Consider the following 25653-nt stretch of genomic DNA (forward strand, 5'->3'; position numbering starts at 1 on the left):
TAAATATTTATTAAAGACCTAGAATGTACAAATTAACTTTTCTTGTGCTGTTGCTTTTGGGCAGTATGCAAATGAGGGCCGAAAATGGTTCTTCATTTTATTCTCAGAAACCAGAAGATGCGGAAGCCGTTTATTTCACTTCCGAAAATTTTGATATTACAAACGACGGAAAAACAGATGTTTCCGAGCAGTTACAGCAGGCAATCAATCAATTAAAAAAGGATAAGAATTTTGGTGTATTATTTATTCCTGAAGGAACATACACCATTTCAAAAACTATTTATGTGCCTTCTGCTATTCGTTTAATTGGTTATGGTAAAAAACGTCCGGTAATTGTTTTAAAAAAGAATTCACCGGGTTTCCAGGAAGTGGTTCCGAATGATAAAGGTAAAGCCAGTTATATGTTTTGGTTTACCAGCGGAGTGGTTGAGTCGGATGGGCCGGTTTACGATGCAGGAGCAGGAACTTTTTACAGTGCGTTATCCAATATCAACCTGAAAATTGAAGCAGGAAATCCGGAGGCAGTGGCGCTTCGTACGCATTTTGCGCAACACAGCTTTATTGCCCACAGCGATATTTTTATTGGTGATGGGAAAGCTGGTTTGTTCGATGTGGGAAATATGATTGAAGATGTTCGCTTTTTTGGTGGCGAATATGGTATTTATACCACCAAAGCTTCGCCGGGCTGGCAGTTTATGATGCTCGACAGCTATTTTGAAGGCCAGCGAAAAACAGCCATAAAAACACAGGAAGGCGGTTTTACAATTGTTCGCATGCATGTTAAAGATTGCCCGGCTGCCATTCAGGTGGATGACAATTACTGGGAAAAACTGATTTTGGACGAATGTACTTTTGAAGATGTTTCGGGGCCAGCAATTGTGGTAAGCAACGAAGGAAATGCAAACATGCAGCTCAATATTCGTAACATGGTGTGCAAAAATGTTCCGGTGTTGGTGAAATATCCAAAAACGAAAACTGAGACTCTTGCTCCCGGAAAAACATACAAAGTAAACAAACTTGTGTACGGTTTGCAGATGGACGACATCGACGCGGAGGCAAAAATAGAAACCACTTTTGAGGCAGAAGAAATAAACGAATTACCCGCCCAGGCGAATGATATTCCGGCTCTTCCTTCAATGGATAAGTGGGTAAATGTAAAAACGTACGGAGCAAAAGGAGATGGTGTAAGCGATGATACCGAAGCCATTCAGAATGCAATTGATAACAATCAATGTGTTTATGTGCCGCAAGGTTCGTATTTAATTAGCGAAACCATCAGATTAAAATCAAATACGGTATTACTTGGTCTGCATCCGATGGCAACCAATTTTGCACTGAAGGAAAATTCAGAGGCTTTTGGTGGATTTGGCAGCCCAAAGCCAATGGTTGAAAGTCCTGAGAACGGCAATTGTATTCTTGCGGGAATTGGCTTGTCAACCGGAGCCTGTAATTACCGTGCTGTGGCCTGTAAATGGATGGCTGGCGAAAATTCGATGGTGGATGATGTGAAGTTTATTGGCGGCCATGGTACCATGCGTCCCGATTCGAAAGTTCCGTGGAAATGGCAGGAGTTGGATCATGGCAACGGCAGAACTCCTCACGGAGGTTATGCTTCAACCTGGGACACGCAATACTGGAGCCTTTGGGTTACCAATAACGGCGGAGGGATTTTCAAAAATATCTGGTCAGCAAATACTTATGCTACATCGGGTATTTATGTTTCTAACACGAATACCGCCGGACGTATTTACGCCATGTCGGTTGAGCATCACGTGCGCAACGAGGTGCGTTTCAACAAGGTTTCAAACTGGAAAGTATATGCTCTTCAGCTGGAAGAAGAAAGTGTGGAGAGTTCAGAGTGTCAGCCGCTGGAAATAGGAGAATGCAGTAACCTGGTATTTGGCAATTTGTACATGTTTCGTGTTATTCGGGTGAAAGTTCCTTATCCGTATTCAATCAGAACCTGGGACTGCACCGATCTCGAATTCTTAAATGTTCACAATTACAGCCAGATAAAATATACAACCGATAATCCGTTGTACGATATTAACACCAATACTGAAGTTCGTCCGGTTGAACTTGCCAGACTCTTTGTAAGTGGAAAAACCGCTAAAAACAGCACAAAAAATACAGATGATAATGTGCAGCTTTTAGCCAAAGGTTTTGAGTTTGCAGTTGGTGCATGCCACGATTCGCAAGGAAATATTTATTTCTCGGAACAACGAATGAAGCGTATTTACAAATGGTCGGTTAAAACACAATCCTTAGCATTACTTGCCGATTTTCCCTGGCAGCCTTTGTCGCTGGCCTGCGATTCGGAAGACAATTTGCTGGTGGTATTTCGTTACGATGCGCAACCAGGATTCCTCGTAAACGGTAAAGTAGAAAGTTTCCCTACGCCTGATGATGCGAGTGGAACTTCGTTTGCCGGTTGGGGAAATACCGGGTTTGGAGTATTGGTTTATTCCATCGATCCTGAAAATCCGGACGAAACAATTTCAATGCTAAGCAAAGTAAAAATGGGAACCGTTGCTCCAATTCACAAGGCTTTGTATCCGTCGAACCGCTGGCGCGATTTCCACGATTTTAACGAAGTTTCAATTAACCGGAATGAAGAGTGCTGGCTGGCTCCCGATGGTAAAACTATCATTCCTACCTGTTACGATTTGGCACGTGCGTGTGCATTAGTAGAAGCATTTCCGGGAGAAACAATGTATGCGGCCGACGAATACGATAAGCGCACAGTAAGCTATGATGTTGATGAAAAGGGCTATATATCCAAGTTGAAATACTTTGCCGAAAAAGGTGAATTTAGCTCGGTGCCCGATCAGCAAGGAAATGTATATGTTGCTGATGGCGAGTTGTATGTTTTTGATAAAGAAGGAAATCAAACCAATATGATTCGTATTCCTGAACGCCCGTCAACAATGTCGTTTGGGGGAAAAGATGGAAAAACACTTTTTGTAACCGGTAGATCAGAATTTTTCAGAATAAATAAATAGTAAAGAATTTAAAAAATGAAATTAATAAGTATAAAGGTATTGGGTGTTATGCTCATTTCAATATGGGCCTTAAGTTCTTCTGCCCAGTCTTTTTTGCATACCGAAGGACAGGATATGGTTAACGAAGAAGGAAAAAAAGTTTTTCTTCGGGGTGTTGGTCTTGGTAACTGGATGTTGCCTGAAGGATACATGTGGAAATTTGGAAAATACGGTGACAGACCACGAAATATTGAGAAAATTGTAGCTGCTCATATTGGTCAGGAAAAAGCAGATGAATTCTGGAAAGAATATCGAAAAAATTACATTACCGAGGCCGATATTAAACGGATCGCAGAATTGGGTTATAACTCTGTAAGACCGGCTTTAAACTCACGACTTTTTATTACCGAAGGCCAAAACAACGAGTTTATTGATGAAGGTTTTGAATTATTGGACAACCTTGTTAAGTGGTGTAAAAAATATCACTTGTATGTAATTATTGATATGCACGGTGCACCGGGCGGACAAACCGGACAAAATATCGACGACAGTCCTAACGATTTACCCGAGTTGTTTATGAATCCTAAAAACGAGGAGCTCTTGGTTAAACTTTGGGTGAAAATTGCCGAACGTTACAAAGAAGAACCAATTGTTGCAGCATACGATCTTTTAAATGAACCGCTTCCTGAGCGAACCGGAGCTGCAGAAAAGCACAAACATCAATTGGTACCGCTTTATAAAAAGCTGATTACTGAAATTCGTAAAGTGGATAAAAAGCACATGTTTACACTGGAGGGATATAATTGGTCCAACAATTGGTCTGAATTTACTGAAGCTCTTGACGACAATATGTTTTTCCAGTTTCATTTCTATAATTGGGATCGTCCTGATCATTTAAAAGACATTAGTTATTTTCTGAAAAAGCGTGAAGAGTTGAATACTCCTGTTTGGGTGGGCGAAACCGGCGAAAAAAACAATACGCTGTATTTCTCAACTTCTCAGCTGTTCAGTACAACCAATATTGGTTGGTCTTTTTGGCCATGGAAAAAAATGGATACCGAAAACACGCCGTATTCAATAAAATCGCCCGAAGGTTGGCAGGAAGTAGCTGCTTATTCCCGCCGTGGCGAAAATGTTACTGCAAAGAATCCGGAAAAGATATTTAACCAACTTCTGGAGAATATAAAGATTGAAAATTGTGTTTATTTCCCTGATGTTGTTAATGCCATGTTTTGCCGCATTCCCTTAAAAATTGAAGCTGAAAATTATGGTCATAAAGGATATCTGAAATCGTATTTTGTAAAAGATACGGCAACTATGTCGGCCAACTACCGCAGAGAAGAACCAGTCAAAGTAGAGGTAATCAACAGTAACAAACAGTCGCTTATTTCTGATCAGGCAATTCATTTGTCGGAAGGAGAGTGGACGGCATACAATTTTGTTTCCCTGCAAGAAAAACAGTATAAAATGTCTTTTGAAATAAAGACGGTTGGTACAGCAGATATTGTTTTAAGGATTAACGGGAACCGAATTACAAAACAAGTCAACGCTTCAGAATGGACCGAAATAGAACTTGATCCACAAGTGTTTACTGCTGGCGAAAACGAATTAAAAGTTGAAGTTGAGACAGGTGACATTCAGTTGAATTGGATAAACATTTATTAATAACTTCTATATAAATTATGAGGAAATCAATTTTTTATTCTATCCTGACATTATTTGTCGCTGCTGCTTGTACAAATTCGAATGACGAGAAACAAGTTCCCGATAGTGCTTCGGCAGATCAAAAGGTTGTTAAAGTAACAGAGGCGAGTGTATATGTAACCGCAAAAGATACAGATCTTAAGCTGAGTGCTGTTGGCCAGTTTAAATTTGCTGAAATTGGGCAACCTTTGGAGACACAGCCATTTGTTTTGATTGACCCGGCAAAAACGTTTCAAACGATGGAAGGTATCGGTGCTGCCTTGTCTGATGCAGCGGCTGAAACATTTTATAAAATGCCAAAAGACGTGCAACAACAGCTTTTATCCGCCTTTTATGATAAAGATGAGGGTATTGGTTACAATTTTGCCCGTACTAATATTGCCAGTTGTGATTTTTCAAGTGGTTCTTATAATTATGTGGAAGAGAACGATGCTGAACTAAAGACGTTTAGTGTTGCACACGACGAAAAGTATCGTATTCCGTTTATTAAAGAGGCATTTAATGCAGCCGATGGAAAAATCAAGTTATTTGTTAGTCCGTGGAGCCCACCAGCCTGGATGAAAGATAATAATAATGTGCTAAAAGGTGGAAAATTACTTGACGAGTACAATCAAAGTTGGGCTAATTATTACATTAAATTTATTCAGGAATATGAAAAACATGGAATTCCAATTTGGGGGCTTTCGGTTCAGAACGAACCAATGGCTGTTCAAAAGTGGGAATCGTGTGTTTATTCTGCGACTGAAGAACGTGATTTCATTAAAAATTACCTGGGGCCAGCGTTGCACAACAATGGCATGAGTGAGAAAAAGCTAATTGCCTGGGATCATAACCGCGATCAGGTTTACCAAAGAGCTACCACTATTTTAAGCGATCCTGATGCCGCAAAATATGTTTGGGGAATTGGTTTTCACTGGTACGAACCATGGACTGGAGGCGATATGCAGTTTGAAAACCTGAAGCTGGTAAATGATGCTTTCCCGGAAACAAAGCTTGTGTTCACCGAAGGTTGTATAGAAAAATATGATGCTGAGCGCGTAACCGAATGGTGGCTTGGTGAGCGTTATGGGTATTCAATGTTACACGACTTTAACAATGGTACTGTAGCCTGGACAGATTGGAACGTTTTTCTTGATGAAAATGGAGGGCCAAATCACGTAGGTAACTTCTGTTATGCACCGGCACATGCCAACACGCAAACGGGAGAAGTGGTATTTACCAATTCTTACTATTACATCGGCCATTTTTCGAAGTTTATAAAAGCCGGAGCAAAAAGAATAGCTGCCTCTTCAAGTCGTACCGACCTGGAGTCGACAGCTTTTATAAACCCCGATGGTTCGTTGGCTGTTGTGGTTCTTAATCGTTCAGAGGAGGAATTTAACTACTCCTTAATGCTTAACGGAAAGGCTACTGTTTTAAAAAGTTTGCCAAGATCGATAATGACTATTATTCTGTAATAAATAAAGACATTGATTTATATAATATTTATCATAGATCAACCTTTTTCATGATTATAAGAGAAGTTGGAAGGTTTGTTTATTTTTTAAATAGTTTAGTTTGAGTAAAGGTAAGTGGCACCGGAATTAATAATGATGGTGCCCTTCTTTATTTGTAGAGTTAGCTTTTTTCCTGAGTTCCGCACTTTCTCAAAGGTGAAAAATCTAATCTGCACATAAACAGGTGATTAGTCTGTTTTTAGTTGATTTGCACTATGTTTGTGAGAAAAAAAAGAATAAAAGCGGAATTGTAAGTGTGCAAATCATTGATAAAAGCAGTGGGAAATACAAAATGGTTAAGACAATTGGCAGCTCAAACGATGCTACCGAGATCGACATACTCTACAATCAAGGATTAGATTACATCGAGCATTACCAGGGGCAGCAAATCTTTGATTTCTCTACCCGGGATTTCAAAAAAACAATCAAACAAAGCATTCAAAAAATATACATCGATGGGATTCATCTTTTACTTGGCAAAATTTATACTGAAATAGGTTTCAATGAAATTTGCGATGATCTTCTCAAACAGCTGGTTTTGGTATGGCTCTCGCACCCGGCCAGCAAATTAATGACTACGCACAATTTGCAGCGATATTTTTCTGTTGATATCAATGAGGATCGCATCTACAGATACCTGGCAAGATCTATACAGATCACAAGGAAAAACTTCAGCAAATTAGCTACAACCATACCAGGAAGATTCTTGGAGGTATTGTTAATGTTGTTTTTTACGATGTTACGACTATCTACTTTCAAATAGACGATGAAGATGAAATTCGAAAACGAGGTTTTTCCAAAGAAGGAAGGCATCAAAATCCACAAATAGTTTTAGGACTTCTTGTTGGTCTGGAAGGCTATCCGCTGGCCTATGAGATCCACGAAGGGAACAAGTTTAAAGGCCATACAATACTCCCCATTATTGATGCATTTAAAGCTAAATACAAACTGGATAAGCTAATTGTAATTACCGACACGGGATTGCTCTCATCATCGAATGTAAAAGAGTTGCAGAAAAAAGGTTACGAGTTTATTCTTGGAGCAAGAATAAAAAATGAGAGTACAGCCGTAAAACAAAAAATACTTTCACTGAAGCTAGATGATAAAAACTGGGATTCTTCATTACTATTCTATAAGCGGGCAGATTGATTATATCAAAATCAGTTTGATTTGATTAATACAACTTTAAAGCAAAGAGCAATTAACCTCTATAAAAACTCCTGGAATCTATGGGTACTTAGTGCGGATACGGGAGACAATTTACAGAAAGTGGAGCGCCAGAATTATTATGCCTTTTACTCAGGAGTTGAAATTGAGAAATTTGCGGAGGATTGGAAAACCAGATTTGAGCTTAGTCATGAAACATAGAATGATAATTTTTACTATGACGTATGACGTAGAAAAAATCTCAAACGACCAAAACGAAATCAGGCTTAGGGCAAATTACATAAAAAGTGTTGCTCCCAGGTGGTTGGTTGGTACATTTGGCGGGTGTTTCTCTCAAACATACATGAACATAAAAAGTCAGTATAATATAGATGCCGGTGTGGAGTATGATATTTTTCCAAGGGATTTTCAGTAAAGTTGCTTAATCGATTATTTTAAGTTTATCGTACAGATCAAACCTATATTATCATTTGCTTTACGAGGATAACAAATCGAAATATAAACTAAAAAGTTAAATAATTCTAAAAATGTTGTATATTTAATCCTGTACGTGGTTGTTTGTTAGGTGACTTAGGAATATGGGACAGTTTTATATCTACCCAAATCGAGCAAAGGGTAGTATGAATTATTATGAACTAAAAACACATAATATGGAAAAAACTGTTTACTCGAACATGGTTGATACTTTAGAAGACAAACTTAACAAGTTAAAACAAGAAAACCATGATGTCATTACTCAGGCCGGTATAGCCATAGGTTTATGTCTGATCACTTATTCTGAGCTAAAAACCATCGTTCTTAAGAATGGATTTGAATCAGATAAAGAGGAAATTAATTTCTTCAAGTATATAAAGCCACGTCTTTGTAGTAAAATAACTTTTTACCGAAAGCAGTATATTATCGAATCTCATCGTCCAAAGTCTACGAATACACTGCAAATTGAATTTTTGCTTAAAGAAATTGAGAAGTTGCAACTCTTTTTTGAGGAACACCATGCACTTATTGAGTACTACAGAAGCAGGCAAACCATCTTTGACGATAAATATTTTAAACGAAATATCACAGAACCACTCATGGGTACAAATAATTACGCTTATTTGACAGATCCCCAGTTTTCAACTGTTTATGATGGTATCCTGGCCGATATTCTGGCTTATGAAAGTTTGGAAAAATACCTGGCCAATGAGATTCAAAAGCTACAACATACAGAAGGTAATTCGGGACCGAATGATCATGAATATGTATGGACCGGAAAACTTACCTGGCTCGCAGAGATGATTTATGGCATAGTGGAAACAGGAGTGATTAATAATGGAAATATTTCGGTAAACAAATTAATCCAGCTCTTCAGTAAAATCTTCAGGCTACCCTCCGAAGATATATACAATGCTTACCGATCTGTGTATTCTCGAAAAACAGAACCTTTAATTTTTATTGAGAAAATGCGTGAAGCCCTGCTTAAAAAGATCAATGATAAATATAAATAGGAACAATAAAATTTCATGTAATTATGGATTGGATTATCTTTGCAGCAGATAATGTAAATAATTCTCTCTGACGTGAGAGAACTACAATAATGATATTAGAGCGTTAGCTTTTATTCTTGCAAAAGAAAATCGCCAATTTTTTACACAACAAGGATATAGGTATGACGCCCACGATTCAGCGTGGGCTCAACTTATTTGTTGTGTGGGTGTTTGGCGATACCTATTTTGCAAATGCAGTTCGTAGCCCGCGCTCTTCTTATCTCCCAATTACAGTTGTATTAATAAGGAGATAACATGGCAACTAAAAAAAACAAAGAATTTGCAGATTTGATTGCTCCCTTTACTGCTTGTCCTTTTGAAAAGGTAGAAGTAGATTGTCCGTTTTCAGATTTTGGGAATCACAAAGGTTTGGACGAAATTCTAAAACTCATTGATCAACTTCCTGATGAAAAACTTATATCCTTGCGAGAGCACCATAAAACTTGTCAGGAATGGAAGATTGAAAAAGGGGAAGCAATTGTAAATATCTAACACTTACTTAACCATATAAAAAATACACCTGTATTTAGGTGTTTAATTTTCCGCATAGGAATTTCAATATTTGGCAAAACTCAAATTGTATCATTTAAAAACAATTAGTTATGCCAACAGAAATTGTAACCACTGATGATCTTCGGGAATTCAAACTCGAACTGATCAAAGAAATCAAACAGCTCTTCGCCGCCCATCACGGGCAACCTTCCAAAAAATGGTTAAAATCCTACGAAGTCAGAAAGTTGCTGGGGATCTCACCTGGTACATTACAAAACCTTCGTGTAAATGGCACTTTGGCCTACACGAAAATAGGAGGAGTAATCTTTTATGACAGTGAAGAGATCCAAAAAATGATGATGGAAAACAGAGTCCAAAACCGCTTTGAGTTTGGACGCAGGAAATGAACTATATCAAACATCAAACCGCTTTATTTGAACGGTTTGCTGATGATAACAGGATCACGCCATTTCATATCAGTCTTTATTTTGCACTGTTTCAGCTATGGAATAGAAACCGTTTTCGGAATCCTTTTCCCATTCTAAGGGAAGAGGTAATGCTTTTGGCGCATATCGGTTCTACCAACACCTATGCAAAATGTATAAAACAGCTTCGGGATTGGGGCTATATTGACTATACCTCCTCGGGAAATCTGTATACCGGTTGGAAAGTTTCCTGTATCACTTTTGATACCGGAACTGCGACTAGAACTGATACAGGAAGTGCGACGAGAAGTAATACCGGAACTGCGACTGGAACTGCGACCGGAAGTGATACCAGAAGTGCGACGGTATATAAGGAAGAAAACAATACAAACAGAACAAACAGTACTAAACAGGATCACCATAAAATCGTTAAAAATGGAAAGCAAAAGAAATCCACAGGGCGCTTCCACATCAACAACGACAAAGATTATTCGGAACCCTTATAAAGAAATTGCTCAGTTTAAAGATGGGATGTTCCGGTTTAATTTTACCGAAAGCAGAAACTGGTTGGAAGACCAGGGGAAACAAATCTTTGGTTCGCACTTTTATATCGATCCGCTTGATCATCCATTAATTCATGATCTTTTGATCTATGCCATTGGAGACAAGGAAACAGCAGGAAAACGAAATCTGGATCTGAATAAAGGGATTCTGCTAACCGGGCCGGTCGGATGCGGAAAAACATCGATTATGATGCTCATTCGATATTTCTTTCCTCCCGATAAAAAGTATCGGATAAAATCCACGCGTAAAATTAGTTTTGAATTTGAGAGTGACGGTTTTAAAGTGATAAAACGTTATGCACCGGAATCCGAAGTCAAAAATACCAAATTGCGATCACCCAATTATTGTTTTGATGACCTTGGAATTGAACAGGTACAAAAACACTTTGGGAATGAGTGCGATGTAATGGGAGAGATTCTTCTCAGCCGGTATGATTTGTTTATCTCGGAAAAAGTGATGACACATATTACCACCAATCTATCTGCATCCGAAATTGAACAGCGTTATGGTAATCGTGTTCGTAGCCGGATGCGAGCCATGTTTAATCTGATGGCTTTTAGTAAGGGTAGCGAAGACAAGAGAATTTGAAATGTTGAATATTATCAACTAAATATTTATATTTGTGGAAAATAATCAACATTATGAGGCCAAAGAAAAATATTATCTTTCCAAAACACCTGCAGATAATGGAACGTCTGGGCGAGAATATAAAGCTGGCTCGTAAAAGGAGAAAGCTGACAACGGTTCAGGTAGCAGAGCGTGCCGATATCGACAGAACAACCCTTTACCAGATAGAAAAAGGGAATCCGAAAGTATCAATGGGGGCTTACTTTAACGTGCTAAGAGTTTTAGGTTTGCAGGATGATTTTCTGAAACTGGCTGCCGACGATACTTTGGGTAGAAAATTACAGGACCTGGATTTATTGTAAACCTCCTTCACGAATAAAGAGCTTGAAAATATGGCAACAGCAAAAACAGATATATACGTTTACGCCCACTGGAAAGGGCTTTCGGATCCTCAGTTGATAGGAATCCTTTCTGCCCATGCAGCCAAGGGAAGAAAAGCATTTAGTTTTGAATATACTGCTGCCTGGCTAAAATCGGCGGAATACCGCTTGCTGGATCCGGATATTCAGTTTTATGGCGGTCCGCAATTTCCGAATAACAAGGAAAATTTTGGCCTGTTTCTGGATAGTATGCCGGATACCTGGGGAAGAACATTGATGAAGAGGCGTGCAGCACAGGAAGCTGCTGAAAAAGGGGAGCGGGCAAAAACGTTGTATGAAGTGGATTATTTACTCGGAGTACTGGATGAAAGCCGTATGGGAGCTTTGCGCTTTAAAACCGATCCCAACGGTCCTTTTCTTGATAACAACGAACAGTCCCCAACACCGCCTTGGTCTTCGGTTGCTGAGTTGCAGGAAGCCGCGAGTAATATTGAAAACGAAACCAACAACGATGCGGTAAAGAAATGGCTGGCCATACTAATTGCACCGGGCTCATCACTGGGAGGAGCCCGACCCAAAGCCAATATACTGGATAAAGATCATAACCTTTGGATTGCCAAGTTTCCAGCTAAAAACGATACGATAGATAAAGCGGCCTGGGAATATCTGGCCTGGCAACTGGCTTTAAAAGCAGGGATCAACATGTCAGAATGCAGGATCAGTAAAGTAGCAGGAAAGTACAACACCTTTTTTACCAAACGTTTTGACCGGGAACAGGAACAGCGGATTCATTTTGCCTCTGCCATGACCATGACCGGAAATAACGAAGATACGATCAGGGATAATCCTGCAAGTTACCTTGAAATGGCTGAATTTATTCAAAACCACGGTACCCGTATAAACGAGCATCTGGAACAGCTATGGCGTAGAATTGTATTCAATATCGCAATTTCCAATACGGATGATCACCTGCGTAACCACGGTTTTCTTTTAACTGAAAAAGGCTGGGTATTGTCACCGGCTTATGATATCAATCCCTCGATTGATAAAGATGGCCTGGCCTTAAATATTGACATGGATAACAATGCCCTGGATTATGAGCTGGCAAAAAGTGTAGGCCCGTTTTTCCGGTTGGATAACAAGCAAATGGACCGGATAATTGATGAAGTCACCACTTCGGTAAAGAACTGGCGCAAAATGGCAAAGACTATTGGCATCTCCAACAGTGAACAGGACTTGATGGCCAAAGCATTTCACATTTAATTCATCCCTGCAATTTCTATTGGCTAATTCCTGTGCATCGGCCCATTATTCCGGTGTGCTGAACCAGCTTTGCTCATGATTCGCAGGTTTTCGCTCTCCTGATGATATCCCGGAATGAAAAGCCTCATTGCACCACACAGCAAGAGCCGGAACTCCGGTTCGCTTTGCTCCATTCCTTCCCGTAGTTTCCTTTCACCTGCCCGGATTTTTGGCCACCCACTTTCCACCCCAAAGCAAAAATCCGAAGTCATGTTCCAGTCACGCCATCCCCATTCACAATACTTCCCTGCATTCCAGCACTTGCCTTTAGCCTTCCCGCATAATAACTTTAACAGGTATTGAGGTATTTCTCCCGTGCCGCGGCTCTTTTCCCTGACGGGCTCCGACACTCCCTAAACCCGTTCGCGCACTCACGGGATATGGTTGTTAGTCTCGCCCTTACAGAGAAAAACGCCTTCAGGCACCGCACGGAAAGAGCCCTCTTTTCGTTTCACTTCTGTCCGGCACTTTCCTGAAGCCTGCACACATTATTACTTGACAGTTCATTGTTTTTTAAAGGTTGAAAACAAAAAAAAGACGCCCAAAGATCTCCATCCTCCGCCAATGCCCACGCTCATTAAACCGCAAGGCTAAATAAATGTCCCGTTTTATTGGTTTAAAAGTTTGATTTTGAAAGATTGCAGGGACGGGCCAGCCTTGCCGTTTATCTCCGGATGGCGGTTCCATGGGCTTTCTTCTCTTTTTTTTCTTTTTTTCTCTTCTTTTGGGGATTATTTTATTTTACCAAATAAAATTAAAACAACCTGTTATTTAGTGTGGTTGAGGTTATTCAGACCTGAAACATACTATTTCAATTAAATTTTATGATATAGAGGGGATTTATTTAACCATATAAAAAATACATGTGTATTTAGGTGTTTTTTTTCTCCAGCCCGACTGCTGAATTTTGCCAACAGTTTCACCTGAAAAAATACGAATCATGTTTGGCTTAAATGAAATTACCTGGAAAGAATTTATTCAGTTTTTAGGATTGCTTCTACTCTTGTGGTACACTGTTTTGCTGTTGTGGTCCTGGTATAAATCGCAGAAGAAGCAAAACGGTTTATTTGAAGATGACCGGGTGGCAGGTGACACTGTGATGACAGGCGTGCAACCGGTAGTCGTTTCAGCCTCCAACTTCCCGTCAAAACTAATTTCATCGATATCCGAAAATTCCATTCCTCTGGAAGTTAGCGTCTATGAAGAGACCGGTGTAAATGATGGAATTCATATCGATTATTTCTTAAATGAGTTAACCGGGAAACTGGAAAAACTGCTTCCCGAAATTCAATACCAACAATAACATTTAATCACAAGAAAGATGAAAAAGAGTATTCACGGTTTTTTCAGCAGGGGCATGGCTATCGTTGCCATGATTGTTTTAGGAGTGTATAATACAATGGCACAAAGTTCTGCCGGGATTGACCAGGCGACCACGGAAGTAAACTCCTATGTGGATCCGGTGGCCAACCTGATCATAGCCATCGGAGCTGTAGTGGGCCTGATCGGCGGTGTCCGGGTATATATCAAGTGGCAGAGTGGAGACCAGGATACCCAAAAGGCCATCATGGGATGGTTTGGTGCCTGCCTCTTCCTGATTCTGGTTGGCGTTGTCATTCGATCATTCTTTGCTTAAGAAATTACTGGTGGGGAGAACCGGACAGTGTGACCAGGTAGTTATTGAGGGACGGTCCTGTATCGTTCCTCAATCTTCCCAAAAATCTAATTCAAATAGAAAAAATGAAATCATACACCATTCAAAAGATCGATACCAACCTCTACATCAAAGGATTCTCCGGGCAGCTGGTTTACCTGGCACTTTACGGAATCCTTGCGACACTCATTCTCTTTGTAATTCTTTATATCGCTGCCGGAACTTTTGTGTCAGTTGCAGTCTGCGTACCTGCCTTTTTTGCCTGGCTGTACCGACTGAACCGGATTCAAAAAAATTATGGTCACCGGGGTTGGCATAAAAAACGGATTGCCCGCCAACTCCCTGAATTTATCACGATCAAACAACGCATTTATCAGTAGTAACATGAGAGTAAAACCAATACAAGTAAGTCTTCCTGTACTGGGTTTTGACGGTGATATTCTGATCTCCAATAACCTGGATATGGGATTCGGACTGCGACTATTTTTACCGGAGTTGTTGTCTTGCAGCACGGAAAAATTATACATGCTTCACGATACCTTTCAGCGGGTAGTAAATATCCTTCCGGAAAATACCCTGCTTCACAAGCAGGATTTCTTTTTCCCCGAAGAATTTTCTTCAAATAGCGATAGGGCATTGAAGAGAAGACCAGGTTTAACCGGAAACTACCTGAGTCATTTTTATGGGAGGAGGTATCTGAAACATGAATGCTACCTATACGTGAGCCTGTTGAATACCGGCCTGTTAAAAAACTACCTGGGATCTTCGCTAATCTTTTCACGCAAAGCCCGGCTGGAGGAAGCCCGTCTGCAGGAAAAGATCCGGGAACTGCAGACCAACCTGGCCTCGATCTTCCGTCAGGCAGGAATAGAAAGTATACCGATAACCAGAGAACAAGCCATGGGGACAGCCTCTGAAATTGGCCTGATTGAACGCTACCTGACATTAAACTTTAGAGAAGGACAGCCTTTATTGGGAGGAATTGATTTTAGAGACCGTTTACGGGTGATGGATCGTTTTGTGGAAATTCTGAGTCTGAGTGACCATTCGCACTTGCCATCAGAAGTACGCCCCACAAGCGGCCATCCCCGCACCGGGCTGCCCGTTTCACTGGTTTATCCGCTGTGCTGGCACCTGCCGTATGCGCATATTACCAACCAGTTTATCTATGTGCCGGGACAACAGGAAGTAAAAGCAGGGCTGGAAGGCGATTATAAAAAGATCTACAGCCTGTCAAAATTTTCCTCAGAGAACAAGATCAATGCCGGACTGATTGAAAATTTTCTGGACACCGTGCAAACCTCGGGAGAGAAGATCGTTAAAACCCACTATAATGTGACACTGCTGGATACTTCGATCTCAAATTTGAAGAAAATCAAAAGCGAAACGGCCACAGCCTTTTCACTGATGAACTGTTTTCCTTACCAGCACACCTTTGATCTTCCGTTTTTATTTTTTGCAGGTTTACCCTTCAGCACTCAATTACCCGAAACAGAACTGTTTTTGACACAGGTGCCGCAAGCCTGCTGTTTGACCAATTATGAGGGCGCAGTCAAGAACTCAGATTCAACATTTACTATTCACCTGTCGGACCGGATGGAAGGCTGCCCGGTAAAAATTGACCTGTCGGATGAACCCATGAAAAAGAACCTGATCCATAACCGCAACAAAATCATTATCGGCGGATCGGGATCCGGAAAATCCTTTTTTACCAATCACCTGCTGCGGCAATATGCCGAAAGTAAAAACTGCCATGTTGTATTGCTGGATGTGGGGCGCAGTTATGAGATCCTGACCCGGTACCTCGATGAACGACTAAAGGAAAAAGGGGGAGCAAAAATGATTGAGTTCTCAGAAACAAATCCCATTTCCTTTAATCCTTTTGTGGTGGATGGTTCACCGGACCTGGAACGCCGGCAAACCATTCTGTCGGTTATTTACACCATCTACAAAGAGCAGCTTACCGAAATGGAAAAGGATGTCATTGCTTTTTCGGTGAATCGCTATTTTGAGACAAAACGTAAAAAGAAACGTTCGTTTAACGATTACTACGAGTTTTGCAAGGACATCATTCCACGGCTTGCCAGGGAAGAATCCATAGAGTTTAACAGCAACGAATTTTTCTTTATCCTCAGTAAATACTACAAGGGAGGAGAATACGATTACCTGCTGAATAAACCCATGCAAACCGATGAGTTTTTCTCTTGTCCCTTTCTGGTATTCGAGCTGGATGCGATAAAAGACCATCCGGTTATTTTTCCGGTGGCCACACTGATTATCATGGATATCTTCCTGCAGAAGATGCGGAAGCTGAAACGCACGCGAAAAGTGATCTGTCTGGAAGAAGCTTGGAAAGCCATTGCCACACCACAAATGGCGGATTATTTAAAGTATTTTTTCAAAACCATCCGAAAATTTTTTGGTGAAGCCATGGTGGTAACACAGGAAGTGGATGATGTGATTTCCTCACCCATAATCCGTGATGCTATTATCAACAATGCCGATACCCGGATTCTGCTGGACATGGGGAAATTCAAAAACAAGTTTGATGAGATCAGTCGCTTTTTGGGATTAAATGCTTTTCAAAAAGAACAAATCCTGTCGATAAATAAAAATCTTCCATCCAACCGAAAATTTAAGGAGGTATTTATCTCGCTTGGAGAATATTCCCGTGTATTTGCCCTGGAAGTTAGCCGGGCTGAATACTACTGTTACACCACCGAACAAACCGAAAAGGAACAAGTGCTGGAACAACTGATCGCAGACCAATCTATTCTTGAGATTTTAAAACAAATGTAAAACCATAAAAACAAAAAGAGCATGAAAAATTTAATCGTATTCATTTTAATTGTCATTCTTGCAGTAGCTGCAAGTGCAAGCAAAGCTCAGACTCCGGTAACGGATGTCGGAGCCGGAATACAACGCGAAGCCCTCTGGACAGAGGAAGAAGGAATTCTCTCAAAAATCAATCTTTACAATGTGCTGATCAAAGCTCTGAACGGAGATATCAAAGGGCTGACCGGAGAAATATTAGGCATCGATCAGAAAATGCTGGAAAGTCTGGAAAAGGTTTCTCTGTTGATCAAAGATTATAAGCGTATAAAGGAAACCAAAGACATCCTTCAGCAGATCATCGCCATTTATACCGACAAAGTGCCTCTATTAGTACAGGACGGAAATTTTACCACCCAACAGGCGGCTGCCATTGTGCAGAGTTTTGACCTGATTCTGGATGATAGTAAAGCATTGGTCACATCGATTTTAAATATCATCGTTAAAGACAACCTGTTTATGATGGATGATAAACAGCGTTACGATGCCATTAACGGAATCTACCTCAGTGTAAAACAACACTACGGAACAATCTGCTACCTGCACAACAAATTGATGTATGCTTCCTATTTGAAAAGCCATGACAGCGGCGATCTGGAAGGTTTTGCCATGTATTACAGTCTGTATCACTAAGCAACTCAGAACAATGAAACGAATAACAATACTGCTTATGATGGTACTGCTGATTCTCACGCTAACAAAAGAGACAAAAGCACAAATCATTGAGATCAAACCCTGGCACGGTTACTATCCGGAGATGGAAGGAACTTATCCGCTGACTTTTATTGCCTTTACCGGCTGGCTGATACCCATTCCTCATGTTTTTGTACGCACCTGGCCAACGCACTATTATGTGGAAGTGGGTGCACTGCCCGTTACCGATGGAGGAGAAATTGCCGGAGAACTAAAAACCGGTCTTTTACGATTGGTCGCGAAGGCCATCGAACGTAGCCAGATGAAAGGCAGACAGGAAGAAACAGAAGGAATAAAAGTCAATACGGACTTTACCCAACAGATAAGTGATAAATTATTTGATGCCCGCTCGGATGAGTTGAATGATATCTATAAGCTGGCAGCACAGTTTATCAAACTCTACCAAAAAGTCAGCAAACTGGGAAGCCTTAACAACTCAGCCCAAATCCATTCGATCTATGAGAAGGAAGCTGATCAGCTATTAATGCAGTTTTTGATGGTGAACTTGTTTCAGACCGATCATGGGCGCAAGCTGGATGCCTTCTCTGTACTCAGTAAAGAGCTTTGGAAACTACTGGGCGAGTTGGATTATACTCACGGCAAACTGCTCTTTTTTAACAGCTTCGAAAGTCAGCCGCTGAGCTATTCCTTTTTAAGCAAATAACAGTTAACTGCAAAACAAATCAGTTATGATATTACAAGTAATTACAACTAATGATTTTTTCGCATTTACCGATACGCTGGTGGACTCCGGTGTCAACCATGCCCGAATTCTTGTAGATATGGCAAGAGCCATTGGAGGTATCGCTGCCTTCTTTTACATCGCTAAACGGATCTATGAGCAACTGATCGCTGATAATCCTGTATCGATTCTGCCATTGTTACGACCTTTTGCATTGGTGCTGGTAATCACTTTCTGGGGACCTTTTGTGAATCTGCTACTTGCACCCACAAAAGGATTGACGCATTTGTCGGAAGCTGTTTATGCCGATAAAAAGCACATCGTAAAAGAGCGGCTGGAAGACAAACAACAATCCATTCTCTCCACAGATTTGCCTTTGTTTTATGAAAACGAAGAAAAGGAAGCTGATCTCTGGGACAAAGGAGTAAACCTGATCCTGACCACCTACAATATTTTTAGCGGAAGGGCGATTCAAAACCAGATCAACTTTTATATCATGGATGCTACCCGGCAACTGTTGGAATCCTTCTTTGAAGTACTGGTTTACCTGATTGCTTTTCTTCGAACGGTGTTCTGTGTGTTGCTGGTGATCTTTGGTCCGCTGGTGTTTGCCCTGTCCATTTTTGATGGTTTTCAGGACAATTACCTGCAGTGGATCGCCCGGTTTATCAATGTCAATCTTTATTTGCCCATAGCCCTGCTGATCCTTTCCATCGTGCAGGAGATCCTGATCTATGTACTGGAAATGGAAATTGCCCAGATCAATGCTATGCTGATCTATGAGCCCAAACTGTTTTTTGTTTCCAACCTGATTGTGCCGGTTTGTGGAATTATCGGAATGGCAATGGTACCCAAAATTTCCTCATGGATCATACATGCTTCAGGAACCAACTCCGGAGGAGGAAGACTGGTACGCACCGCAGCAGTGATGGCAATTACAAAAGGAGCCATGAAATGACAGGTCAATTTTTCATCTAAAAATATACAAGTAAGAAATGCAAAAACAATTTGATATACAACGCAAGTTCCGCTTTATCGTTTATGTGCTGGTGCTGATCAGCCTCTCTCTAATGGGAGTTAGCAGCTACATTTATTACGAGTCGGTGCAACTGGTGGAGCTTTCGAAACAAAAGATCTATGTACTTGACAACGGTAAATCGCTACTGGTGGCTCTTCGGGAAGACATCAGTGAGAACCGCGATGCGGAAGCCCGGGACCATGTTAAACGCTTTCATGAGCTGTTTTTTACCCTTGAACCGGACAAAACCTACATTGAAAACAATGTCAGGGAAGCGCTGTATCTGGCCGACCGGAGTGCCATGGAGCAGTACCAGGCCTTTAAAGAGAATAATCTCTACAACCAGGTGATTGCTTCTGATATCAGCATGACCCTGCAGACCGATTCCATAAAGCTGGACTTTTCTGCCTATCCCTATCACTTTACGTTTACCGGCAGGCAGAAGATTGTCCGTAAATCCAACATTACTATTCGTAGCCTCAAAACTTCCGGCTACCTGAGAAATATCTCTCGGACAGATAATAATCCACATGGTTTCCTGATGGAAAGCTGGCGGATCGATGAGAACAAAGACCTTGAAAGCATACGAAGAAAATCCTTTTAACAGCTGATACAATGAATAATAAAAACAACATTCCAAATCCAAAAGATATCAGCCGTTTTACTCGCTGGGTAAACGAGCTGGACGATAAAGACAAAACACTGGATCCCTTAAAACGAAAAAGCAAATGGATTTTGATTACTGCTTTTTTGTTTGCCCTGTTCGCCATCTCTTTTATCTGGTTCCCGACAGGAAAGGTAAAACCACAGAAAGTGGAAGCACCCCAAGCAGGACCGGTAATCGAAGCACCAACAAACGCTGGCCATTCTGCTTTTGAGCTGCCCGTTGATTCATTTGAAAACCAATTAAAATCATACATCAATGAAGAAAATTTTGATAAATAATGAAGCGCTATTTATCCTTCCACTGGCATTATTGCCCTTTGTGGTTGTGATCTTCTGGGTATTGGGTGGAGGAGGAGTTCAAGAGGAAAAAGAGAAGCTTGCTCAGTCACCGAATAAAGGAATAAACTATGACCTGCCGGATGCCGATAATTCCATAGAGATCTACGATAAAATGGAAGCTTATCAGAAGGAAGAATCACAAGTGGCACAGGTGTCTGAGGTTGACGTAAATGATACAACGAAGCAGGAAGATGTCAGTATTCAGGATACAATGGATCTGGACAACACCATGTTGGATGAAAATGCCAGTCAGAATGAAATTCTTGCTCATATCCGAAATAAAGAAAAACAGGTACAACAGGAACTTCAAGGAGAACCGGAAGTTCGAAAGAGTGGGAAAAAAACATCTCCCCAATACCAGATTAAGCCTATAAAACCTGTAGTTAAGAAACAGGCCGAAACAACAAAATCAGTAACTCCGACAACCGGCATCGGAGAACTGGATGAGATCATCGATGAAAACATCGTGCTTAACCGAAGAAATGATTCACTGAAATATACGCTTCAACAAACTCAGGGACGGTTGCAACAGATCGAGGCCACACAAAACCGGTCCTTTACCCTGGAGAAAAAACGCTCATCCGGATTTAATCCAAAGGAGACACCGAAGCAAGAGCTGATCAAAGCTGAGATCTATGAGACAACAACCGTCCTGAACGGTAACCGGGTAAAACTGCGCCTGCTGGAAGACACCCGGATCAATGCTCAGAAAATACCACGTAACACATTTATCTACGGGATCTGCAAGATCAAAAATGAACGGCTGCTGATTGAGATCACACAACTGCCTGTTGAAAATTCTTTTGTCCCGGTGAAGCTCACGATCTGTGACATGGATGGAATGGAAGGACTTTATGTGCCTGATAATGCCGCACGAAAAGTTTACCAGGAAGTCGGCGCTTCAACCAATACTTCGTCACTGATGGGCGTTACCAACAATCCGCTAACCTATACCGGTATCCGTGCAGCTGATCGGGCTGCCCAAACCATGCTCAAACGGGTACGCCTGAAAAAAGTAACCGTCAAGAAAAACACTCGGATTTATATCATCAATCAAAAATAATCGTCATGAAACAAACAATATTTATCATCGTATTCTTTCTTTTTTCACTGGCAGGATATGCCCAGAATCAAATAGAAATCTGTCAAAACAAAACCACACATCTGATCGCCGAAGAAAAAATTACTTATCTGCAGGTTGGTGATCCTGATAAACTAATTGCCGAAGTAGTTCCCGAGCAGCCGAATATGGTCCGGGTAAAAGCTGTGGATGATTTTGAAGGCGAATCTTCCCTGACAGTGGTCAGTGCCAATCGCTCGTATTCCTTGTTTGTAAAGTATTCTGATGCGAATAAGATTTCGTATCAACTGGAAGATTTTATCGGACAGATTGCCGGAAATATCAATATCGGTCCGGTACCGGAATACCTGCTAAAAGAATTGTGTGGCCAGATTCTCAATGATTGCACCCAATCTCCGATTCGGACGAGAACAAAAAAAGACGGGATTATATTTCGTTTGCGGAATCTTTACCTGAAACAAGATTTGTTGTTTTTTGAGCTGGAGATTACCAACTCCACAAATATTGTTTTGGATTTGGAGGCCATTCACTGGTGGATCGATGACAAAAAGCAGGTAAAAGCCACCAATGTACAGGAATATCAGGTAGAAGAATTGTACCGGCATTATAATTGGGAGCGCATACCTGCAAAAACTACACTGCGGGAGGTTGTCGTATTGCCTAAATTTATTGTTCCCGATAAACGCATCCTAAAAATCGAACTGTTGGAAAAAGCCCTGGGAAATACCGGAAGAAAACTAACGCTGGAGGTGAAGAACAAAAACATCCTAAAAGCTAACTCATTCTAGTATTCTGATCTTCTAATATTCTAATCTTCCAGAAAATGCTCAACGAATCCAGGGAATTACAACGCCTGCACGAAGGTTTCAGGTTCTTTTCTTACCTCTTACTGTTTCTGACTTTATACATTGACCAGTTGGTATGGTTCAGGGAACAGGGACTTTACATTCCTGAATTTTCTATGGTGTTGGAAAAGATTCTTAAAATAGAATTTCTTTCCAATACCCTTTGGGCAAAGACAGTTTGCATAGCTTTTCTGGCTATTACCTGTATTGGAACCAAAGCAAAAAAAGACAGGGACCTGAAAGTTTCTGCCATCGTTTTGCAGGTACTTACTGGCTTGCTGATGTATTGGGGAAGTCTGTTGATTATTGTTACAGTTCCCTTGGGCTACCTACTGTTGTCCTTCTTTGGATTTGTACTGCTGAATATTGGCTTTGACAATATCTCCAAGCTGATCAATGTGAACCTGATGAAAGACCGGTTTAACCTCGAAAATGAAAGCTTTCCCCAGGAACAAGGCTATGAAGAAAATGAGTATTCCATAAATCTTGAAACGGTTTATCAATACCGGAACAAACAGCACGAAGGCTGGATTAATGTGATCAATCCATTTCGGGGAACCATTGTGATCGGTACTCCCGGTTCCGGTAAATCTTATTCCGTAGTCCTCCCTTTTATCAAACAACACCTGGAAAAGGGATTCTGTATGTGTGTTTATGATTTTAAGTTTTCGGACTTATCAGGGGTGGCTTATAATCATTTTCTTAAAGCCCGGAAGAATAAGAACCTGCCCGAGCAAACCCGTTTTTATGTCATTAATTTTGATGATATCCGAAAATCTTATCGCTGTAATCCACTGGCACCGGAACTGATGGAAAGCCCCATTGATGCTTTTGAATCTTCACGCACCGTGCTTTATAACCTGAACCGGGATTGGATTCGTAAGCAGGGAGAATTCTTCTCGGAATCAGCGGTAACCTTCTTTGCTGCAGTGATCTGGTTTCTGAAGAAGTACAAGAACGGGGAATATTGCACCCTGCCACATGCCATTGAATTGCTGCAATTGGAATACGACGATCTGTTTGAGGTGCTTTCGCAGGAAAAGGATGTGGTGAATATCATCAATCCTTTTATTAACGCACACAAGCGGGGAGCTAACGAACAACTGGAAGGACAGCTGGGAAGTTTGAAAATTGCGATCTCCAAAATTATTAGTAAAGAAATCTACTGGATTTGCTCGGGTAATGATTTTTCGCTGGATATTAATAATCCTGAGCGACCGAAGGTTGTTTGTCTGGCAAACAACCCTCTTCGCATTGAAATGTATGGGGCTGTACTCTCTCTCTTTATCACCAGAATGTTGAAAGTGATCAATCGAAAAGACCAACAAAAGACCTCACTGATATTTGATGAACTCCCAACCATTTATTTTCGTGGGCTGGACACGCTGATTGCAACTGCCCGGAGCAATAAAATTTCTACGCTGCTGGGTATTCAAACCATCGATCAGCTGATTCGGGATTACGGAAAAGAGCAGGCAAATGCAATATTAACCAACATCGGAAATGCATTTGCCGGTCAGTCGGTAGGAGAGACAGCCCGGTTTATTCAGAGCCGTATGGGAAAAATATTGCAGGAACGCCAGTCCATAAATATCAACCGGAATACCCAGTCATCAACTTTCTCAACTCAAATGGACTTTTTGGTGCCGGAAGGAAAAATTGCCACTCTGCCGCAAGGATATATGGTGGGGCAGGTGGCCGACAATTTTGGGCAGCAGGTTGGTCAGCGCAATTTTAACTGCCTGATTGATGTGGATACAGACCAAATTGAAAAGGAAGAACGGAATTATAAGGAGATCCCCGAAGTATATAAAATCGATGACCTGCAGGCACTCCTAGAAAACAACCGTACCCGGATCTGTAATGATATCAGGAAAATCCTTTTGGAAATCAGTAAGGACTCAAAATAGTCACCAGTAATTATTCACCTATTAAAATTAATAAGTATGGAACAAAGTACAAGAATTAAAAAAGAAGAGATCCCTTTTGACAAACTGGAAAAAGTGGGCGTAGACAAGGAATTTGTAAACCGCATGGAACCACAGGAACTGAATGCTTTTTTGAATGGCTACCGTTCAGATAAACTGTATACGGTAAATGCTAAGATCAATGACCAGGAATTTCGGATTCCGGCTAAACTACGACTTCAGAAAGGGGAAGATGGTGCAGTTAATGTAAAAGTGCATCCCATTCAGCGCCTGAATATCCCTGAAAAATTTATGGGACACAAGTTTACAGAGGAAGAACGCAATGCGCTGCTCAAGGAAAAGAACCTGGGAAAAACCATTGAACTAAAAGGAATTGATGGGAAAAAGGACAGTTATTACCTGGCCATCGATCCTAAAACCAATGAGTTGATTCCGCTACGTGCCAGCAATATTAAAGTACCAGGGAAAATAAAAGGAGCTACTTTGTCGGAAGAGCAAAAGCAAAAACTAGCCGCCGGTAAAAAAGTATTTCTGGATAAAATGACCGGCCGGAACGGACAAAAATTTGGTGCTACTCTTCAGGTGGATGCAGCCAACCGAAGTATCAACTTTTCTGGTTTTAAACAGGAGAAAAAACTGACAGAAGAACAAAACGAAAAACAGACAAAAACAAAAGGGGCTAAACAAAAAGTTGGTTAGCCTTAATCCGGTTGATTTGAACTTTGAAAGGGGAACAGGAAAACTGTTTCTCTTTCTTCTTGCAAGCCCGAAGTCCTTGCTATAGCTGGTGGGGGAGGGGTTGGCAAGATGTGATTTTGTTTCACAAAATCGCTTGTGCCTGTCCGGCAGGGACTTTTAATCTGGCGATTAAAAGCTTGATTAATTCTGCGAATTAAAGTCTTAACAGTTAAAATTTAAGATAACATGTCACGATACAGAAATCCGAGAGTAAAAAAAACAGAAGCTGTTCGTGTTCGTTTTACTCCCCTGGAAAAGAAATTACTCCGCGATCGTTGTAAAAAAGAAGGCTATAAAAATCTGAGTAACTTTTTTCGGGCCAAAGTTATGCGTCATCGTGAAATTAAAAAGATAGAAGTCTCCTCTGAATTTACCTCCCTGATCAAAAGACTGGATTTTAACCTGAATAAAATTGGTGTGAACCTTAACCAGGTAGCCAAACAGATTAATTCGAAAAAGAACAATGAGCTCACAGCTACCGACCGGCATACACTAGACAAGGTGCAGCAAGAACTAAAGCAGTGTTTTTCTTCCCTTCAGAAATACATGGATATAATCCGGTAAAATCATCTT

24 protein-coding genes and 1 pseudogene are annotated in these 25653 nt (G+C 40.9%); all 25 read left to right on the plus strand.

Annotated elements, in window-relative coordinates; translation table 11 throughout:
• Positions 1 to 23: 23 nt before the first annotated feature.
• The 25 genes and pseudogenes from BMW53_RS04730 to BMW53_RS04870 all read left to right on the plus strand — a co-directional run bounded on the left by BMW53_RS04730 (position 24) and on the right by BMW53_RS04870 (position 25644).
• Positions 24 to 3002 (plus strand): glycosyl hydrolase family 28-related protein, encoded by a 2979-nt coding sequence (locus BMW53_RS04730; protein WP_038560499.1) that lies wholly within the window; start codon positions 24 to 26, stop codon positions 3000 to 3002.
• A gap of 15 nt (positions 3003 to 3017) precedes the next feature.
• Positions 3018 to 4646 carry a cellulase family glycosylhydrolase gene (locus BMW53_RS04735; protein ID WP_051567930.1) on the plus strand — a complete coding sequence of 543 codons (1629 nt, stop codon included), beginning with the start codon at positions 3018 to 3020 and terminating at the stop codon, positions 4644 to 4646.
• A gap of 17 nt (positions 4647 to 4663) precedes the next feature.
• Positions 4664 to 6142 (plus strand): glycoside hydrolase family 30 protein, encoded by a 1479-nt coding sequence (locus BMW53_RS04740; RefSeq protein WP_038560502.1) that lies wholly within the window; start codon positions 4664 to 4666, stop codon positions 6140 to 6142.
• Positions 6143 to 6389: 247 nt separating this feature from the next.
• Positions 6390 to 7288, plus strand: a pseudogene (locus tag BMW53_RS21595) (IS1634 family transposase); the annotation flags it as partial.
• A gap of 710 nt (positions 7289 to 7998) precedes the next feature.
• Positions 7999 to 8835 (plus strand): RteC domain-containing protein, encoded by an 837-nt coding sequence (locus tag BMW53_RS04765; protein ID WP_168136429.1) that lies wholly within the window; start codon positions 7999 to 8001, stop codon positions 8833 to 8835.
• Positions 8836 to 9129: 294 nt separating this feature from the next.
• On the plus strand, positions 9130 to 9366 hold the full coding sequence (locus tag BMW53_RS04770) for a hypothetical protein (protein WP_038560513.1): 237 nt from the start codon (positions 9130 to 9132) through the stop codon (positions 9364 to 9366).
• Positions 9367 to 9476: 110 nt separating this feature from the next.
• Positions 9477 to 9773: a helix-turn-helix domain-containing protein gene (locus BMW53_RS04775; protein ID WP_038560516.1), complete on the plus strand. Its 297-nt coding sequence runs from the start codon at positions 9477 to 9479 to the stop codon at positions 9771 to 9773.
• The gene (locus tag BMW53_RS04780) at positions 9770 to 10297 is read left to right on the plus strand and encodes a hypothetical protein (RefSeq protein ID WP_038560519.1); all 528 of its coding nucleotides are present in this window, start codon (positions 9770 to 9772) and stop codon (positions 10295 to 10297) included. Before BMW53_RS04775 ends, BMW53_RS04780 begins: the two co-directional genes overlap by 4 nt.
• Positions 10227 to 10943, plus strand: a complete 717-nt coding sequence (locus BMW53_RS04785; RefSeq protein ID WP_245749013.1) for a P-loop NTPase family protein — start codon at positions 10227 to 10229, stop codon at positions 10941 to 10943. The genes BMW53_RS04780 and BMW53_RS04785 overlap by 71 nt, the downstream gene beginning before the upstream one ends.
• 53 nt (positions 10944 to 10996) lie before the next feature.
• Positions 10997 to 11284, plus strand: coding sequence for a helix-turn-helix domain-containing protein (locus BMW53_RS04790; RefSeq protein ID WP_038560525.1), 288 nt, complete (start codon positions 10997 to 10999; stop codon positions 11282 to 11284).
• A gap of 30 nt (positions 11285 to 11314) precedes the next feature.
• On the plus strand, positions 11315 to 12565 hold the full coding sequence (locus tag BMW53_RS04795) for a type II toxin-antitoxin system HipA family toxin (RefSeq protein WP_038560528.1): 1251 nt from the start codon (positions 11315 to 11317) through the stop codon (positions 12563 to 12565).
• Positions 12566 to 13544: 979 nt separating this feature from the next.
• Positions 13545 to 13907 carry a hypothetical protein gene (locus tag BMW53_RS04805; protein WP_038560534.1) on the plus strand — a complete coding sequence of 121 codons (363 nt, stop codon included), beginning with the start codon at positions 13545 to 13547 and terminating at the stop codon, positions 13905 to 13907.
• Between the two features lie 18 nt (positions 13908 to 13925).
• Positions 13926 to 14240 carry a DUF4134 domain-containing protein gene (locus BMW53_RS04810; protein ID WP_038560537.1) on the plus strand — a complete coding sequence of 105 codons (315 nt, stop codon included), beginning with the start codon at positions 13926 to 13928 and terminating at the stop codon, positions 14238 to 14240.
• 104 nt (positions 14241 to 14344) lie between these two features.
• On the plus strand, positions 14345 to 14638 hold the full coding sequence (locus BMW53_RS04815) for a DUF4133 domain-containing protein (RefSeq protein WP_038560542.1): 294 nt from the start codon (positions 14345 to 14347) through the stop codon (positions 14636 to 14638).
• A 4-nt stretch (positions 14639 to 14642) separates the two neighbouring features.
• The gene (locus BMW53_RS04820; RefSeq protein WP_038560544.1) at positions 14643 to 17057 is read left to right on the plus strand and encodes a TraG family conjugative transposon ATPase; all 2415 of its coding nucleotides are present in this window, start codon (positions 14643 to 14645) and stop codon (positions 17055 to 17057) included.
• A gap of 21 nt (positions 17058 to 17078) precedes the next feature.
• On the plus strand, positions 17079 to 17723 hold the full coding sequence (locus tag BMW53_RS04825) for a hypothetical protein (RefSeq protein ID WP_038560546.1): 645 nt from the start codon (positions 17079 to 17081) through the stop codon (positions 17721 to 17723).
• 13 nt (positions 17724 to 17736) lie between these two features.
• Entirely contained in the window at positions 17737 to 18447 is a 711-nt protein-coding gene (locus tag BMW53_RS04830; RefSeq protein ID WP_038560547.1) for a hypothetical protein, read from the plus strand.
• 25 nt (positions 18448 to 18472) lie between these two features.
• Positions 18473 to 19423 carry a TraJ family protein gene (locus tag BMW53_RS04835; protein WP_038560549.1) on the plus strand — a complete coding sequence of 317 codons (951 nt, stop codon included), beginning with the start codon at positions 18473 to 18475 and terminating at the stop codon, positions 19421 to 19423.
• Between the two features lie 37 nt (positions 19424 to 19460).
• The gene (gene traK / locus BMW53_RS04840) at positions 19461 to 20087 is read left to right on the plus strand and encodes a conjugative transposon protein TraK (RefSeq protein WP_038560551.1); all 627 of its coding nucleotides are present in this window, start codon (positions 19461 to 19463) and stop codon (positions 20085 to 20087) included.
• Positions 20088 to 20098: 11 nt separating this feature from the next.
• Positions 20099 to 20428, plus strand: coding sequence for a hypothetical protein (locus tag BMW53_RS04845; protein WP_038560553.1), 330 nt, complete (start codon positions 20099 to 20101; stop codon positions 20426 to 20428).
• Positions 20406 to 21551, plus strand: coding sequence for a conjugative transposon protein TraM (gene traM, locus BMW53_RS04850; RefSeq protein ID WP_038560555.1), 1146 nt, complete (start codon positions 20406 to 20408; stop codon positions 21549 to 21551). The genes BMW53_RS04845 and traM overlap by 23 nt, the downstream gene beginning before the upstream one ends.
• 5 nt (positions 21552 to 21556) lie before the next feature.
• Positions 21557 to 22357 (plus strand): DUF4138 domain-containing protein, encoded by an 801-nt coding sequence (locus BMW53_RS04855; RefSeq protein WP_038560565.1) that lies wholly within the window; start codon positions 21557 to 21559, stop codon positions 22355 to 22357.
• A gap of 35 nt (positions 22358 to 22392) precedes the next feature.
• Positions 22393 to 24324: a type IV secretory system conjugative DNA transfer family protein gene (locus BMW53_RS04860; RefSeq protein WP_038560568.1), complete on the plus strand. Its 1932-nt coding sequence runs from the start codon at positions 22393 to 22395 to the stop codon at positions 24322 to 24324.
• Positions 24325 to 24360: 36 nt separating this feature from the next.
• Entirely contained in the window at positions 24361 to 25041 is a 681-nt protein-coding gene (locus BMW53_RS04865) for a DUF3945 domain-containing protein (protein ID WP_038560571.1), read from the plus strand.
• Positions 25042 to 25266: 225 nt separating this feature from the next.
• Positions 25267 to 25644, plus strand: coding sequence for a plasmid mobilization protein (locus tag BMW53_RS04870; protein WP_038560574.1), 378 nt, complete (start codon positions 25267 to 25269; stop codon positions 25642 to 25644).
• Positions 25645 to 25653 lie beyond the last annotated feature (9 nt).

This window comes from Draconibacterium orientale, assembly GCF_900111425.1.
Classification (GTDB): Bacteria; Bacteroidota; Bacteroidia; order Bacteroidales; family Prolixibacteraceae; genus Draconibacterium; species Draconibacterium orientale.